Origin of the sequence: Pseudomonas shirazensis (assembly GCF_050496565.1) — a bacterium.
Taxonomy (GTDB): domain Bacteria; phylum Pseudomonadota; class Gammaproteobacteria; order Pseudomonadales; family Pseudomonadaceae; genus Aquipseudomonas; species Aquipseudomonas shirazensis_A.
The window spans coordinates 16,760-32,643 of record NZ_JBNWAE010000020.1 but is presented as its reverse complement, the minus strand read 5'-3'; the positions used below and the strand labels follow the sequence as shown (position 1 = coordinate 32,643).

At 62.2% G+C, this 15,884-nt stretch carries 9 protein-coding genes and 1 pseudogene; 2 read left to right on the top strand and 8 right to left on the bottom strand.

The genetic code is table 11. The features are described from left to right. Positions 1–89: 89 nt before the first annotated feature. From ACQZ2L_RS22390 to ACQZ2L_RS22370, 5 genes and pseudogenes are all read right to left on the bottom strand, one after another. Positions 90–1,688 (bottom strand): ABC transporter substrate-binding protein, encoded by a 1,599-nt coding sequence (locus tag ACQZ2L_RS22390; RefSeq protein ID WP_430327903.1) that lies wholly within the window; start codon positions 1,686–1,688, stop codon positions 90–92. A gap of 70 nt (positions 1,689–1,758) precedes the next feature. Beyond that, positions 1,759–3,135: pseudogene (locus ACQZ2L_RS22385) on the bottom strand (OprD family porin). 111 nt (positions 3,136–3,246) lie between these two features. Continuing rightward, positions 3,247–4,839: an ABC transporter substrate-binding protein gene (locus tag ACQZ2L_RS22380; RefSeq protein WP_430327902.1), complete on the bottom strand. Its 1,593-nt coding sequence runs from the start codon at positions 4,837–4,839 to the stop codon at positions 3,247–3,249. Positions 4,840–5,048: 209 nt separating this feature from the next. Further along, positions 5,049–6,674 carry an ABC transporter substrate-binding protein gene (locus ACQZ2L_RS22375; protein ID WP_430327901.1) on the bottom strand — a complete coding sequence of 542 codons (1,626 nt, stop codon included), beginning with the start codon at positions 6,672–6,674 and terminating at the stop codon, positions 5,049–5,051. A 405-nt stretch (positions 6,675–7,079) separates the two neighbouring features. Continuing rightward, positions 7,080–7,793, bottom strand: coding sequence for an SIMPL domain-containing protein (locus ACQZ2L_RS22370; RefSeq protein WP_312390960.1), 714 nt, complete (start codon positions 7,791–7,793; stop codon positions 7,080–7,082). Between the two features lie 203 nt (positions 7,794–7,996). Here ACQZ2L_RS22370 and ACQZ2L_RS22365 point away from each other — a divergent pair, with 203 nt between their 5' ends. Both ACQZ2L_RS22365 and ACQZ2L_RS22360 read left to right on the top strand, forming a co-directional pair. Next, complete coding sequence (locus ACQZ2L_RS22365; protein ID WP_101316761.1) at positions 7,997–9,253, top strand: ATP-binding protein; 1,257 nt, start codon at positions 7,997–7,999, stop codon at positions 9,251–9,253. Continuing rightward, a complete protein-coding gene (locus ACQZ2L_RS22360) occupies positions 9,253–9,813 on the top strand; it encodes a response regulator transcription factor (RefSeq protein ID WP_314878001.1) in 561 nt (186 codons plus the stop codon). Before ACQZ2L_RS22365 ends, ACQZ2L_RS22360 begins: the two co-directional genes overlap by 1 nt. Positions 9,814–9,864: 51 nt before the next feature. On the opposite strand, the gene ACQZ2L_RS22355 is transcribed toward ACQZ2L_RS22360, so the two are convergent. The 3 genes from ACQZ2L_RS22355 to ACQZ2L_RS22345 form a co-directional block, all read right to left on the bottom strand. Continuing rightward, entirely contained in the window at positions 9,865–12,915 is a 3,051-nt protein-coding gene (locus ACQZ2L_RS22355) for a multidrug efflux RND transporter permease subunit (protein ID WP_430327900.1), read from the bottom strand. Between the two features lie 13 nt (positions 12,916–12,928). Continuing rightward, the gene (locus tag ACQZ2L_RS22350; protein ID WP_430327899.1) at positions 12,929–14,074 is read right to left on the bottom strand and encodes an efflux RND transporter periplasmic adaptor subunit; all 1,146 of its coding nucleotides are present in this window, start codon (positions 14,072–14,074) and stop codon (positions 12,929–12,931) included. 711 nt (positions 14,075–14,785) lie between these two features. Continuing rightward, positions 14,786–15,883, bottom strand: coding sequence for a DUF1513 domain-containing protein (locus ACQZ2L_RS22345; protein WP_430327898.1), 1,098 nt, complete (start codon positions 15,881–15,883; stop codon positions 14,786–14,788). Position 15,884: the final 1 nt, after the last annotated feature.

Here is a 15,884-nt window from a genome sequence, read left to right as displayed (position 1 = left end):
TCATCAGCCGGCCAGCCCGCCATCGGGGCGGCTGGTCCGGATTGCGCCGCCGGCTCCCGTGCAGGCTGCCAGCGGTCATTGTTGTCGTGCTACTCCACCCGGGTTGTGGCGAAGTTGTTGTTGGTCAGAGGGTTGAGCTGATAACCCTCCACATTCGCACGCATGGCCGTGAACATTTTCGGATGGGCCATGCTGATCCAGGGTTGGTCGTCATCGTACACCGCCAAGGCCTTGAAATAGAGGTTTGCCCGTTGATCTTCGTCGATCACGGTGCGCGCCTGGCTGATCAGTGCCTGAAACTCAGAGTTGCACCAGCGTGCATAGTTCTCGCCGCTTTTGGCCGCATCGCAGCTGAGGAGCGGAGTAAGGAAGTTGTCCGGGTCGCCGTTGTCGCTGCCCCAGCCTGTGGAGACCAGGTCGGCCTCGCCATTTTTCGCCCGGCGCAGCATCTCAGCCCACTCCATCACGCGGATCTCCAGCTTGATGCCGATCCGGGCGAGGTCGGCCTGGAGCATCTCGGCAGACAAGCGCGGGTTGGGGTTGGTCGGGCCGCCGCCGTTGCGCGTGAACAGGGTGAGCACGGTGCCGGGCGGCACACCTGCCTCTGCCAGCAACGCGCGGGCCTTGTCCAGGTCGCGAGGTGGGTTGTGATTGTCGGTATTGAAGCCGGGCATGCTTGGCGGATAAGGGTTGACCGCCACCAGCGCGTTGCCTTTGCCGAACAGCTGGTCCACATGCGCCTGGCGGTCGAAGGCCAGGTTGATCGCGCGGCGCACGCGCACATCGCTGAGGTATTTGCGTTGGGTATTCATGGCGATGTAGCCGGTGACCAGCGCTTCCAGCTCTGCCACCTTCAGGCGTTTGTCCTGCCTGATCAAAGGCACATCGTCAGGTTTGGGATGCAGCGCGACCTGGCATTCGTTGGCGCGCAGTTTCTGGACCCGCACATTGTTGTCGGTGGCGATCACGAAGATCAGCGGGTCGGCCGGCGGCTTGCCGCGGAAATACTCCGGGTTGGCCTTGTAGCGCACCTGAGCATCCTTGCGATACCGCTGGAAGATGAACGGACCGGTACCGATCGGCTTGCTGTTGAGCAGGTTGGGGGTGCCGGCCTTGAGCAGCTGATCACCATATTCGGCGGAGTAGATCGAGGTGAAGGCCATGGCCAGGTCACGCAGGAACGGCGCTTCGGGACGATTGAGGGTAAAGACCACGGTGAGCTGATCGGTCTTCTCGACCGACTTGATCAGTTTGCTGAACGCCATGCTTTCGAAGTACGGATAACCAACGCTGGTCTTGCTGTGCCAGGGGTGGTTCGGATCGAGCTGGCGGCGAAAACTCCAGAGCACGTCATCGGCGTTGAACTCGCGCGTTGGCGTGAAGTAATCGGTGCTGTGGAATTTGACTCCTGGGCGCAAGTGGAAGGTGTAGGTCAGGGCGTCGGCACTGACTTCCCAGTGCTCGGCCAGCGCTGGCTGGATATCGGTGGTGCCGGGTTTGAAGTCGACCAGCCGGTTGAACACGGTCTCGGCCGAAGCGTCGGCAGTCACCGCGGTGGTGTACTGGACGATGTCGAAGCCTTCCGGGCTGGCCTCGGTGCATACCACCAGCGGCTTGGCCGCGACGTTTGCCGCTGCGGCGAGAGTCAACAGGGCTGCCAGGGCAGCGCGTAGGGATAGAGATGTCATGCAACCTCCCTGCTATGAATGATCCAGCGTAGCCGCCACGACCGGCCTCAGCGAGCCGCGGCGGCAACGGTTAAAGGATGTTGAAAGGGATGGTGGTGACGATACGCAGCTCATCCAGGCTGCCGTCGGACTGCGCCTTGCTGGCCCGGTGGGTGGTGTAGGTAGCGCGGACACTGGTGTCTTTCAATGGGCCGCTTTGCAGCACGTAGGTACTGCCGACACCCCACTCGTAGTGGGTCTCGCCGTCCAGGCCGCGCACGTCGTAGGCCGTGCCGCGGTAGTGAGTACCGTCGATGCCCCAGCCGCGGGCGTTGTACAGGTTGAACTTGAGCCCCGGTACGCCGTAGTAGGCCATGTTCAGGACATAGGCCAGTTGCAGCGACTTCTCGTTGGGGCCGTTGAAGTCCGAGAGCAACGAGTTGGCCAGGTAGATGCCGTTGGTTTCATGCAGGTAGTCGAAATACTCGTTGCCCATGACCTGCTGCCAGGACGCCGTCAGGCTGTGCGCCTGATGAGTCAGGCCCAGCGACAGGCTGTAGGTATCGTTGTCGATTTCGCCGAGCTTCTTGCGCCCTTCGTCCTTGGTTTTGTAGTAGTGCAGGGCGCTGGTCAGGCTCAGGTTTGCGCTGTCACCGAGCACATGGTTGGCGCCGAAGTAGTACTGGTTCCAGAAGTCTTCCACCTTGGCCGCGTACAGGCTGGTGCTCAGGTTGGGCAGCGGCTGATAGTTGAGGCCGACGGTGCTGGCGCGGTCGGTTTCCAGGCCGGCAGCGCCATACTCGCTGCGGAACTTGCTCAAGCTTTGTTCGGTACGCGGCAAGACTCGGTCGAAGCTGGCGAAGTCGAACGAGAGCTTGTCGAACTCGGCGCTGTGCAGACTGACACCTTGAAAGCTCGAGGGCAGGGCACGGTTGCCGATGGTGGCCAGCATCGGTGTGTCCAGCGACTGGCGGCCAGCGGTCAGTGTGGTGTTGGATACCCGCGCCTAGATATTGGCCAAGCCGGCTTTGCTCCACTGGTCGAGTGGGTCGCCATTGCGGTGGGTCAAGGTACGGTTGTTGGGGCCGGCCACCGAGCGGCGGTCGCGCTCCAGGGCTACAGCGTTGTAGGCCGCGACTTCGGCGGCGAAGCCGACGGTGCCCTGGGTGAAGCCCGAGCTGTAGTTGAGGATGCTGCCCTGCAGCCAGTTGCTGCGGCTGTGCGTGTCGTGGCGGCTGCCGTCGCTTTTGCTGTACTTCCACAGCGGCGCGCGTGCTGCGCGTTCGCGGGCATACCAGTTGCGGGTGCTGCCGGTGACGCTTTGCCCGTCGAAAAAGCCGCTGGCGTCAGCCTGGGCACTGGGCCTGAGCTTCAGAGTGAAGAACTCATCGCCGAGGGTGTCGGCCTGGGCGGCCGTGCAGAACGCACCTAGCGACAGTGCCAGTGCAGTGGTTACGGGTAGTTTCATGGCTACAGCTCCATTGTCTTTTTCTAGTTATCGCCGCGCCTTGTGAGCGCGGGGTGGTTGCGGTGTTGCCGGAGGACGCGGGGTGTCCGCGAAGAGGGCGGGCGCAGCGGCTCAATCGACGCTGACGCCAGTGAAGTCATTGCGGCCAAATGGGCTGACCTTGAAGCCCTGGACCCGAGTGCTGAGCGGCTGGTTGACCGTCGAATGGGCTACCGGGGTAATCGGTACCTGCTGCTTGAGGCGCTGCTGGGCCTTTTGATACAGCACGCTGCGCTGGGCCGGGTCGGTGATCTGTTTGGCCTGCAGGACCAATTGGTCGTACTCGCGATCGCACCAGCGCGAGTAGTTGTTGCTGCCGATGGCGGCGCAGCTGTATAGCGTGCCCAGCCAGTTATCGGGGTCGCCGTTGTCGCCGGTCCAGCCGATCAGGGCGACATCGTGCTCGCCACTTTTCATCCGTTTGACGTATTCGCCCCACTCGTAGCTGACGATGCGCACCTTGAAGCCGAGCTTGTTCCAGTCGGCCTGGAGCATCTCTGCCATCAACTTGGCGTTAGGGTTGTAAGGGCGCTGTACGGGCATGGCCCAGAGGGTGATTTCGGTGCCGGGCTTGACCCCGGCCTCGTCCAGCAGGCGCTTGGCCTTGGCCGGGTCGTACAGTGCGTCCTTGATGCTGGTGTCGTAGGACCATTGCGTCGGCGGCATGGCATTGACGGCCAGTTGCCCGGCATCCTGGTACACCGCCTGCAGGATTGCCTGCTTGTTGACCGCCATGTCCATGGCCTGACGCACCTGCAACTGGTCAAACGGCGCGTGCTGGGTGTTGTAGGCGATATAGCCGAGGTTGAAGCCCGGCATGCTCAACACCTTCAGGTTGTCGTCGGTGCTGAGCATCGGCAGGTCGGCTGGCCTTGGATTCAGGGTCACCTGGCATTCGTTACGCCGCAGCTTTTGCATCCGCACCGACGGGTCGACGTTGATCGAGAAGATCAGGTTGTCCAGCTGCACGTGCTCAGGCGCCCAGTATTGCGCGTTGCGCTTGTAGCGGATCTGCGAGTCCTTCTGATACTTGCTGAACACAAACGGGCCGGTGCCGATGGGCTTGCGGTTGATGTCGCTCGGGCGGCCGGTGGCGAGCAGTTGCTCGGCGTATTCGGCGGAGAGGATCGAGGCGAAGCTCATGGCGATGTTCTGGATGAACGCTGCATCGACGCTGTTCAGGGTGAAGCTGACGCTCAGCGGATCGTTGCTTTCGATCCTGGCGATGTTCTTGTCCAGGCCCATGCTGACGAAGTAGGGAAACTCGCTGGGGTACGCCAGGCGGAAGCGGTGCTGACGGTCGAGCATGCGCTGGAAGGTGAACAGCACGTCATCGGCATTGAAGTCGCGGCTTGGCTTGAAGGTCGGGCTGGTGTGGAATTTCACCCCCGCACGCAGCTTGAAGGTGTAATGCAGGCCGTCGTCGCTGACCTGCCAGCTTTCGGCCAGCGCCGGTTGCACTGCGGTGCCGCCGCGCTCGAACTCGACCAGGCGGTTGTAGATCGGTTCGGCGGCGTCATTGTCGGTGGCGCTGGTGTACTGGGCGGTGTCAAAGCCGGCCGGGCTGCCTTCGGAACAGAACACCAGGCTGTTGGCGTGGCTGATCGATGCCTGGGTCAGCAGGCCCAGCCCTAATACAACCGAATACAGCGGAATATGGCGCATGGCAGATCCTTCTCCTCATCCAATGTCAGCCGCAGCGGGGCGCTGGAACGGCAGCAATTGCTCGTTCCTGACGTTACGTCGGGAGGGAAGGGGGCAACAGGTTGTGCTTTCCCCAAAGGTTGTAGGGAATTTCCCACGGAGGCAGGGGAAGCGTCCGATGGGCTAGTTACAGCGCCCACTGCCAAGGGCTGGCAGTGGGCTTGGCGGGGTTATTTGGCGACGCTTACACCGTAGAAAGAGTTGAGGCCGAAGGGGCTGATCTTGAAGTCCTGGACCGTGCTGCGCATCGGCTGATACACCGTCGAGTGAGCGATCGGGGTAATCGGCACCTGCTCCTTGAGGATGTGCTGCGCCTGTTGGTACAGCTCGCTGCGCTTGGCCTGGTCAGGGGTGGCCTTGGCCTGCTTGATCAGGTCGTCGTAGGGCTTGTAGCACCACTTGGAGAAGTTGTTGCCGTCGACCGCATCGCAGCCGTACAAGGTGCCCAGCCAGTTGTCCGGGTCGCCATTGTCACCGCTCCAGCCGATCAGCATGGCGCCCTGTTCGCCGCCTTTGGAGCGCTTGATGTACTCACCCCATTCATAGCTGACGATCTTGGCCTTGATGCCAACCTTGGCCCAGTCGGCCTGGAGCATCTCGGCCATCAGCTTGGCGTTGGGGTTGTATGGGCGCTGCACCGGCATGGCCCACAAGGTGATCTCGGTGCCTTCCTTGATGCCGGCCTCCTTGAGCAACTGCCTGGCTTTTTCCGGGTCGTAGGGGGCGTCCTTGATGCTGCTGTCGTAAGACCACTGGGTCGGCGGCAGGGCATTGACTGCCAGCTGGCCGGCGCCCTGGTACACCGATTCGATGATCTGCGGCTTGTTCACCGCCATGTCCAGGGCCTGGCGAACCTTGAGCTGGGCCAGTGGGTTGGGCTGGTTGCTGCCCTTGATCTGGTCCATCACGTTGTAGGCGATATAGCCCAGGTTGAAGCCCGCCTGGTCAGGCATCTTCAGGTCTTTGTCGGCCTTGAGCGGCTCGATGTCGGCCGGTCGCGGGAACAGCGTGACCTGGCACTCGTTGCGCTTGAGCTTTTGCATGCGCACCGAGGCGTCGGTAGTGATGGCGAAGATCAGGTTGTCGAGCTTGACCTCACCGGCCTGCCAATACTGCTTGTTGCCCTTGAAGCGGATCAGCGCGTCTTTCTGATACTTGTTGAAAACGAACGGGCCGGTGCCGATCGGCTTTTGGTTGATGTCGGCCGGCTTGCCCTGTTTGAGCAGTTGATCGGCGTATTCCGCGGACTGGATCGAGGCAAAGCTCATTGCCATGTTCTGAATGAACGCGGCATCCACTTCATTGAGGGTGAAGCGCACGCTGTGCTCGTCGATTTTTTCGACGCTGGCAATGTTGCGATCCATGCCCATGTCGGTGAAGTAAGGGAACTCGCTGGGGTAGGCCTTACGGAACGGGTGGTTCTTGTCGAGCATGCGCTGGAAAGTGAACAGCACGTCATCGGCATTGAAGTCGCGGCTCGGTTTGAAATACGGCGTGGTGTGGAACTTGACCCCTTCGCGCAGGTGGAAGGTCCAGGTCTTGCCGTCTTCAGACACGTCCCAACTGGTCGCCAGGCCTGGGATCACCTTGGTAGTGCCGCGCTCGAACTGGCTCAGGCGATTGAAGATGGTCTCGGCCGATGCGTCGAAATCGGTGCCGGTAGTGTACTGGCCGGGATCGAAGCCCGCCGGGCTGCCCTCCGAACAAAACACCAGGTTGCTCGCGGCACTGGCCGACGGCGCTCCGGCGAGCAAACCTGCGCCGAATAAAAGCGGAATGACTGCATGTTTGAGCATGATGGCCTCATTGTTGTCATTTTTAGCGGAGATGGCCTTGTGAGCCGACCCATCGATCTTTAAGCGCGGCGGATTGGCAATGCAACAGTGAGGGGGATAGCTGGCGGGTGAAATGTGGAACGACCGTACGATAATGTCGCCTAGGTGTAATTAATGGCGAAGTTGATCGTTTGCGCGGCGAAGATGGCGGCTTTTTGCCATGTGTTGCACGGGAGGGTGTCAAGGAGGAAGCGCCGTTTAAGCGCGTAGGAAAGGGCTTACAGCTATGTAAGAAGGGACCGCTCTGCGGTCCTTCGCGGGTAAACCCGCTCCCACAGGTTTTGCAGCGCCGTCGTAACCTGTGGGAGCGGGTTCACCCGCGAAGGGCCGCAAAGCGGCCCCTAATGTACAGTGCACATCAACCCGTCAAGGCATCAGCACTTCGATCAAGCCATCAGCATTCATGCTGACTTCACTGGTGCCCGCTTCGATTTCCGGCGCCACTGCCGCCTCATCAGCCCCCATAGCTTTCATCGCCATAGGCGCGCTGCGCATGTAGGGACGCGGATAGCCGCTGCTGTTCAGATTCAGGTTGACCACCTTGTAACCCTTGCCGCCAAGGGCCTCGGTCGCCAGCTGAGCGCGGGCCTTGAAGGCATTTACTGCATCCTTGAGCAACTCGTCTTCGCTGGTCTTGCGTGTGGTCTGGGCAATGGAGAAGTCCATGCCGCCCATTTTCAGGTCCTGCAGCAGCTCGCCGGTGAGCTTCGACAGGGTCGGGAAGTCGGCGCTCTCGAGGCGCAGCTCGGCACGCTCGCGCCAGGCGGTGATCTTCTGGCCCTTGGCGTCGTAGACCGGGTAGCTGTTGCGGCTGCCCTGGCTGATTTTCACTTCCTTGACCTGACGCGCCTGCTGCATGGCCTTGTTCATGGTCTCGGTAATGTCCTTGGCCAACTTGCCCGGATCGCTGTTCTGGGCTTCGCTGTAAAGGGTCACGACCATCAGGTCGCGGGGCACTTCCTTGCTGACTTCGGCGCGCAGCGAGACCTGGTTGTAACGTGGCTCTTCAGCCAGCGCCGGGAGGCTGGCCAACAGGCCGCAGGAAAGAAGCAGGGCAGTGCTGCGACGAGAGATATGCATAGGTGACTCCTTGGCGAAGAATAGGCGTGGCGATCAGTTATCCATGCCACGCATGGCCCATAAGACCGGTTTCAGTGTAGTGGGTTCAAAAGTGCCATCATCAAGCTGTGACAAAGTGTGGCGCTTTGCCGCAGCGCAGCAGTGCAAGGCCCGGCTTGGGTATACTCTCGCCGATGTCCCTGGAGCACTCATCAGGAGAGCTCATGCTCGCTGCCGCACAACCGTTGTCTGCAACCCGTCAGAACCTCTGGCGCCTGACCGTGATTCGGGTCCTGGTGCTGGCCGCCCAGGCCGGCTCGGTGGGCGTTGCCTACTGGACCGAACTGCTGCCGCTGCCCTGGCTGTCGCTGGCAGCGACCTTGGCGCTGTCATCGCTGCTGTGCGCCTTCACCGCCCTGCGCTTGCGCCTGTCGCTGCCGGTTACCGAACTCGAGTACGCCTTCCAGCTGGCCTGTGACCTGCTGATTCACAGCGCCTTGCTGTACTACTCGGGCGGCTCGACCAACCCGTTCGTGTCCTACTATCTGGTGCCGCTGGCGATTGCTGCGGTGACCTTGCCGTGGATCTATTCGCTGGTGCTGTCGGGTCTGGCGTTGGTCGCCTACAGCCTGTTGCTGGTGCAGTTCTATCCGCTGGAGACTCTGCCGCTGGCGCGCGACACCATGCAGGTCTACGGCATGTGGCTGAGTATTGCTCTGGCCGCAGCAGTGATTACCTTTTTTGCTGCACGCATGGCCGAGGAGCTGCGCCGCCAGGAGCAATGGCGTGGCGAGCGCCGTGAAGAGAGCCTGCGCGACGAGCAACTGCTGGCCGTTGCCACGCAAGCAGCCGGCGCCGCGCATGAGCTGGGCACGCCGCTGTCGACCATGAGCGTACTGATCAACGAGATGCGCCAGGACCACCACGACCCGCAGTTGCAGGAGGATCTGGCGATCCTGCAAGACCAGGTCAAGCTGTGCAAACAGACCCTGCAGCAACTGGTGCGCGCCGCCGAGGCCAACCGGCGCATGGCCATCGTCGAGCAGGACGTTACCGCCTGGCTCGACGAAGCACTCAACCGCTGGCACCTGATGCGCCCTGAAGCCAGTTACCGCTTCCAGCGCCTGCGCGATGGCGAGGTGCCGCAACTGACGCCACCGCCTGACCTGACCCAGGCGCTGCTGAACCTGCTGAACAATGCAGCCGATGCCTGCCCCGATGACCTGGAAGTGCGCCTGGACTGGAGCGCTGAGGACATCATCATCAGCATCCGCGACCATGGCCCGGGTATTCCGCCGGCCATTGCCGAGGCCATCGGCAAACCCTTCTTTACCACCAAAGGCAAAGGCTTCGGTCTTGGCCTGTTTCTGAGCAAGGCCAGCGTTACGCGTGCGGGCGGCTCGGTGAAACTCTATAGTCATGAGCAGGGCGGCACGCTTACGGAGCTGCGCCTGCCCCGTGGCAAGCGAGGAGATGAATGATGACTGATGAAACCCAGATCGACGGCGAAGAGCTGCCACACCTGTTGCTGGTAGACGACGATGCCACCTTCACCCGGGTCATGTCCCGGGCCATGAGCCGCCGCGGTTTCCGCGTAAGCACCGCGTCGTCGGCCGAGGAAGGTCTGATCCTGGCCCAGAACGACCTGCCCGACTACGCCGCGCTGGACCTGAAGATGGACGGCGACTCGGGCCTGGTGCTGCTGCCCAAGCTGCTCGAGATGGACCCGGAAATGCGCGTGGTGATCCTCACCGGTTACTCGAGCATTGCCACCGCAGTCGAAGCGATCAAGCGTGGCGCCTGCAATTACCTGTGCAAACCGGCCGATGCCGATGACGTGCTGGCGGCGCTGCTGTCCGAGCACGCCGATCTGGATTCGCTGGTGCCGGAAAACCCCATGTCGGTAGACCGCCTGCAGTGGGAACACATCCAGCGCGTGCTCGGCGAGCATGAAGGCAATATCTCCGCCACGGCGCGGGCGCTGGGCATGCACCGGCGCACCTTGCAGCGCAAGCTGCAGAAACGCCCGGTACGTCGCTGAGGTGAACGCCGCCTGCCGGATCGAGTGACGATTCGGCAGGGAGCGTGTGCTTCAGACACGCCTTACCTGCGCCTCCTGCGCAACGGTTTTGTGCGCCAATAGCGTATAGATGCACGGCAGCACGAACAGCGTAAACAACGTCCCGATCGACATCCCGGTGGCAATCACCATACCGATGTCAAAGCGGCTGACCGCGCCAGCGCCGGTCGCCAGAATCAACGGCACCATGCCGAACACCATCGCCGCCGTGGTCATCAGCACTGGCCGCAAGCGGATCGCCGCTGCCTCTTCGATGGCCTCGCGCACATCCAGCCCCTTGTCCTTGCGCAGCTGATTAGCGAATTCGACGATCAGAATGCCGTGCTTGGTAATCAGCCCGATCAACGTCACCAAGCCGACCTGGGTGTAGATGTTCATGCTCGACAGGCCCAGGAACAACGGCAGCAAGGCCCCGCAGATCGACAACGGCACCGTCACCAGAATCACCAGCGGATCACGGAAGCTCTCGAACTGCGCCGCCAGCACCAGGAAGATGATCGCCAGCGCCAGGCCGAAAGTTACCCACAGCGCGCTGCCTTCCTGGACGAACTGCCGCGATACCCCGGCGTAGTCGAACGAGAAGCCTTCTGGCGCTTCCTCGCCAGCGATCTGCCGTACCGTCGCCAGCGCTTCGTCCATGCTCACCAGTGGCACGCCTTGAATGATCGCCGAGTTCAGCTGCTGGAACTGGTTGAGCTGGCGCGGTCGAGCACGGTCACTCAGGGTGATCAGGGTCGACAACGGCAGCAGTTGGCCCTGGTCGTTCTTCACGTAGTAGCTGTTGAGCCAGTCGGGGTTGTCGCGGTAGGCGCGTTCGACCTGAGCGATGACCTTGTAGCTACGCCCTTCAAGGGTGAAGCGATTGATCTCGCCTTCGCCGAGCAGCGTTGCCAGGGTGCCGCCGAGCACGTCCATCGACACGCCCATCTGCGCCGCCTTGGCCCGGTCTATATCTACCACCACCTCGGGCTTGTCGAACGCCAGGTCGATGTCGAGGAAGGCGAACTTGCCGGACGCCTGCGCGCGCTCTTTGACCCGCTGGGCCACCTCGAGCAGCGCCGGGTAATCACCGGCGGTATTGATCACGAACTGGAACGGCAAACCTTCGCCAGTGCCAGGCAGCGCCGGCAGGTTGAAGCCGAAGATCTGCAGCCCGGCGATTTCGCCAAGCTTGGCCTGCACCAGCGGCAGCAGCTCCATCTGGCTGCGCTCGCGCTCGTTCCACGGCTTGAGCAGGAAGCCACCGATACCGCTCTGCACGCCATTGAAGCCGTTGATCTGGAACGACGAGTAATACTCCGGGAAGCCCTTGAAGATCCCGGTGTACTGATTGGTATAGGTGTTCAGGTAATCGAGGTTGGTCGGCTGCGGCGCACTGCTGATCATGAAGATCACGCCCTGATCCTCGTCGGGCGCCAGCTCGTTCTGGGTGAACTTGAGCAGCACCGGGATCAGGCACAGGATGATCACGGCAAACACCACCACCACCGGCCGGCTGTCGAGGGTGCCGTGCAGCAGCCGTTGATAACGCACCTTGAGGCCGTCGAAGATCCGGTCGAGGCGATGTGCCAGGCCACTGGCGTTCTGTTCGCGGCGCAGCAGCAACGCGCACATCATCGGCGACAGGGTCAGGGCGACGATGCCGGAGATCACCACTGCACCCGCCAGGGTCAGGGCAAATTCCTTGAACAGCGCACCGGTCAGGCCTTCGAGAAAACCAATCGGCGCGTACACCGCGGCCAGGGTGATGGTCATCGACACCACCGGTATCGCGATTTCGCGGGCGCCTTGCAGCGCCGCATCCAAAGGTGTCTTGCCTTCCTCGATATGGCGATGGATGTTTTCCACCACCACGATCGCATCGTCTACCACCAGGCCTATCGCCAGCACCATCGCCAGCAAGGTCAGCAGGTTCAGCGAGTAGCCCATGGTCTGCATGAAGAACAGCACGCCGATCATCGACAGCGGGATGGTGATGACCGGGATCAACACCGAGCGCAGCGCGCCGAGGAACAGGAACACCACGACGATGACGATCAGCACTGCTTCGCCGAGGGTCTTGATCACCTCGTCGATGGAGGCCTGGATGAACAGCGTCGCGTCGTAGGCAATCGACACCTTGAGCCCTGCCGGGAGCTGACCTTCCAGCTCCGGCATGACCCGGCGCACTTCCTTGATTACCTCCAGCGGGTTGGCCGACGGCGTGGCCTTGATGCCGATATATACCGAAGGTGTGCCGTCGAACGAGCTGACCGTGTCGTAGTTCTCTGCGCCCATCTCGACCCGGGCGACATCGCCAAGCAGTACCCGAGTGTCGCCGGCTGTCTTCAACGGCAATGCGGCAAACGCCTCCGGTGATTTCAATTCGGTGGTGGCGTTGATGCTGGTGACCACGTACTCGCCCTTGACCTCGCCCGCGGCCGAGAGAAAGTTGTAGCGGCGCACGGCATCGGTGACGTCATTGGCAGTCAGGCCAAAGCCGGCCAGCTTGACCGGGTCGATCCAGATGCGCATGGCAAACACCTGGTTGCCGAGGATCTCGGCCTCGGCCATGCCCGGCAGGGTCGCCAGCTTGGGCTGGATCACCCGCGACAGGTAGTCGGTGATCTGCGGGTTGCTCATCTGCTCGCTGTAGAAGCTGATGTACATCAGTGCCGAAGCGTCTGCCGCTTCCTTGCTCAACACCGGCGCTTCGGACTGTTGCGGTAGCTTGTTGCGCACTTCGTTGGCCTTGGCCAGCAGCTCGGTGAACAAGCGGTCGCTGTTGGCGCCAACCCGCGCATAGATCGAGATGATCGAGAAGTTCTGCCGGCTCACCGAGGTCATGTAGTCGATGCCTTCGGCGCTGGCCAGGCTCTGCTGCAGCGGCTGGGTGATGTAGCCCTGAATGGTCTCGGCGTTGGCCCCGGGGTAGGCGGTGGTCACCGTGATCAAGGCGTTTTCCATTTGCGGGTACTGGCGGATCTGCAGCTTGCTCCAGGCCTGAAAGCCAAGTAGCAGGATCAGCAGGCTGACCACACTGGCCAGCACCGGGCGGCGGATGAACGGGTCGGTGAACGCCATGTCAGCCTCCTGCTCAGTTGCCGCGCGGAGCGCTGGCTGGGGTGGTCGACGCTTGCTCGGTGATCTGGATGGCGGCGCCTGGAGTCAGCTTCAGTTGCCCGGCACTGACCACTCGTTCACCGGCCTTGAGCCCCTCACTGACCACCACCACACCGTCACGACGCTCGCCGGTACGGATGGTGCGTTGTTCGGCAATCAGCTGCGGTTTGCCGTCGGCGGCGTTTTCCGGCTGGCCGTCTGCGCTCTGTTTCGGGCTGACTACGTATACCGAGTTGCCGTACAGGGTGTAGGTGATGGCGCTCTCCGGCACTACCACCTGTGGCTGAGGATCGGGCAGCAGCACCAGCAGGCTGGCAAACATCCCCGGCAGCAACTTGCCGTCGGGGTTGGCCAGGCTGGCGCGGACCAGCAGGTTGCGGGTGTTCTCGTCGACCTTGGGGTTGATCGCGCTGAGCGTGGCAGTGAAGGTCTGGCCGGGGAAGGCCGCCACCTGCAGCAGCACTTTTTGGCCGAGGGCCAGTTGCGGCAGGCTCTGCTCGGGCATGTTGAAGTCAACATACAGGCTGGACAGGTCCTGCAGGGTCGCGATCACCGTGCCGCTGGCGAGGAAGTCGCCGATGTCGACCTGACGGATGCCAATGGTGCCGCTGAACGGCGCCTTGATACTCTTCTTCTCCAGCGAGGCCTTGAGCTGATCGACCACCGCTTGGTTGCGCCGGTACTGCGCAGTCAATCGGTCGAACTCGCCGCGAGAGATGGCCTGGTCGCCAACCAGCTGACTACCACGGCCATAGTCCACCTTGGCCAGGCCCAGGTCAGCCTGAGCGGTGCCGAGCAGGGCGGCTTCCTGATCGCTGTCCAGTTGCAGCAACAACTGGCCTTGCTTGACCTGCTGGCCGGACTCGAAGTGCAGCGACTTCACCGTGCCGGCCTGCTCCAGGCTCAGCTCGACACCCTGCAACGCCTTGAGGCTACCGACCGCCGGCAGGCGCTGCTGCCATGGGCGCTGTTCAGCCGTTGCGGCGGCAACGCTGACCGGCGGTTTCGGTGCGGTAAACATCTGGATCTGCTGATAGATCGAAAAGGCCTTGTAGCCCCCCAGAATCAACACGATCAACAGCACGATGGCCAACATGATCAGCATGCGCCGGCGCAGCATAGGTCCACTTCCCTGGAGGTAGTCATTGTTATGGCTGAGGCACGACCACGGGCGTTCCTGCCCACGTGCGAATGCACTGAGTATCGCTGGTTTTCAGTAAGTAGGTCTCGATTGGGTCGTTCGTTGATCTAAAATCGTTAAGCGAGACAAATGAGGTGGATGACCGAGTATGTAGACTTATCCATTCTTTTCACCAGGCCGCAGCAGAATCGCGGCCTGGCGAAATCGAGCGCACGCGGTCTCTGTAGGAGCGGCCTTGTGTCGCGAAAGGCGTGCGCAGCGCGCCCAGATTGCAGCTCCGCCGCCGATATTGCTGGGCCAGCGATGCTGGCCTTTCGCGACACAAGGCCGCTCCTACAGGTGACCGCGCATGTCGATGGTGCGCGGGTGCCGGGGCGGTCGGAAACTAGGCCACGGCGCCATCGCGGCATCCCGCGGATAACGACCGCACGCGGTCTCTGTAGGAGCGGCCTTGTGTCGCGAAAGGGCTGCGCAGCGGCCCCAGGATTTGTGCAGCAGTAAAGGATGCCGGGCCAGCTACGCTGGCCTTTCGCGACACGAGGCCGCTCCTACAGGGCGCATGTCGATGGTATGCGGGCCCCGGGCCGGTCGAAGAGGGTCGCGTAGTTGGTCTGGAGGTTGCCAGTGTGCCAATCCCGTACTTCGTTAATCTGTAGCTGCTGAAATCGTCAACCCGACGGCTTTATCTGATCACACCAAATGCAGATGGTTATCCCAGAAGCCGGAAGGCAGCTCGAGTGGCTTGCCTACCAATTGCGGCTTGCGGCAGTCGTAGAAGCGGCAACGGCCTTGCCCGGAGGTGACCACAAAACCGTCCTTCACCGCACCCACGCCGGCGCAGTCGGGCATCGGTGCGTCGAGCTTGATCGCTGCCGTGTCCAGGTCCCAGATGAACAGCCGGTTGGCCCGCGGCGCAGTCAGGGCGACCAGCCGCAACTCGCTGTGGATGGCCACACTGGCGGTGTACTGGGCCATCGACTGCAATTGCCGCTCCGGCACCGGGAAGGCCTGGAACGGTTCGCCCGGGCGCTTGATCGCCAGCAACTCGGCGGTCTCGTCCGATGCGCCCATGAACTGCTGGCAAGCGACCAGGGTGCCGTCGCTGCCGATGGCCAGGTGGCGCACGCTGTTCATCTGCTGGCCGAGGGTTTCCTTGGACAGCAGGGTGCCATCGCGCTGCATCATCACCAGGCTGGGTTGCATGGCGTTGAGGTTCATCTCTACCCGGCTTTCGGCCTCGGTGCGGATGCCGCCGTTGGCCACTACCAGGGTTTCGCCGTCGGGCATCCACGCCAGCTCGTGCGGGCCGATGCCGTGGGTCGAGATCTCGCCGCTGTGCACCAGGCGTTCACCGTCGAAGCGATACACCCCGAGTACGCCACGGCCAGGATCGCTGGTGTCGTTCTCGGTGGCGTACAACCACTCGCCATCCTTGTGCATCACCGCGTGGCCATAGAAGTGCCGGTTGGGCTGCGCCGTCAGGGTTTGCAGCAAGCGCCCGTCACGCAGGTCGACCAGATAGCTTTCGGTACCGGGGCGACGCGCCACGAACAGCGCAATCGGCTGTTGCGGGTGATGAATGATGGCATGGCAACGCTGGCCCACTTCGGTGGCAAACACCTGGCTGCCGTCTAGGCGATAGCCGACGGCGTAGTGCTTGCCGTCGGCATCGTCACGGGCGGACAGCAGCAGTGGCTCGCTGCCTTTGTTGCGCAGCAGGCTCCAGCCGCCCAGGGTCAGGGCGCTGAGGGCAATACTGGCAAGTTTCAGGGCCTGGCGTCGCAGCATG

What these genes read in the sequence shown, in the direction of transcription:
- ACQZ2L_RS22390 (WP_430327903.1), bottom strand. Translation starts at nt 1,688, where the DNA reads ATGACATCTCTATCCCTACGCGCTGCCCTGGCAGCCCTGTTGACTCTC.
- ACQZ2L_RS22345 (WP_430327898.1), bottom strand. Translation starts at nt 15,883, where the DNA reads ATGCTGCGACGCCAGGCCCTGAAACTTGCCAGTATTGCCCTCAGCGCC.
- ACQZ2L_RS22355 (WP_430327900.1), bottom strand. Translation starts at nt 12,915, where the DNA reads ATGGCGTTCACCGACCCGTTCATCCGCCGCCCGGTGCTGGCCAGTGTG.
- ACQZ2L_RS22365 (WP_101316761.1), top strand. Translation starts at nt 7,997, where the DNA reads ATGCTCGCTGCCGCACAACCGTTGTCTGCAACCCGTCAGAACCTCTGG.
- ACQZ2L_RS22350 (WP_430327899.1), bottom strand. Translation starts at nt 14,074, where the DNA reads ATGCTGCGCCGGCGCATGCTGATCATGTTGGCCATCGTGCTGTTGATC.
- ACQZ2L_RS22370 (WP_312390960.1), bottom strand. Translation starts at nt 7,793, where the DNA reads ATGCATATCTCTCGTCGCAGCACTGCCCTGCTTCTTTCCTGCGGCCTG.
- ACQZ2L_RS22375 (WP_430327901.1), bottom strand. Translation starts at nt 6,674, where the DNA reads ATGCTCAAACATGCAGTCATTCCGCTTTTATTCGGCGCAGGTTTGCTC.
- ACQZ2L_RS22380 (WP_430327902.1), bottom strand. Translation starts at nt 4,839, where the DNA reads ATGCGCCATATTCCGCTGTATTCGGTTGTATTAGGGCTGGGCCTGCTG.
- ACQZ2L_RS22360 (WP_314878001.1), top strand. Translation starts at nt 9,253, where the DNA reads ATGACTGATGAAACCCAGATCGACGGCGAAGAGCTGCCACACCTGTTG.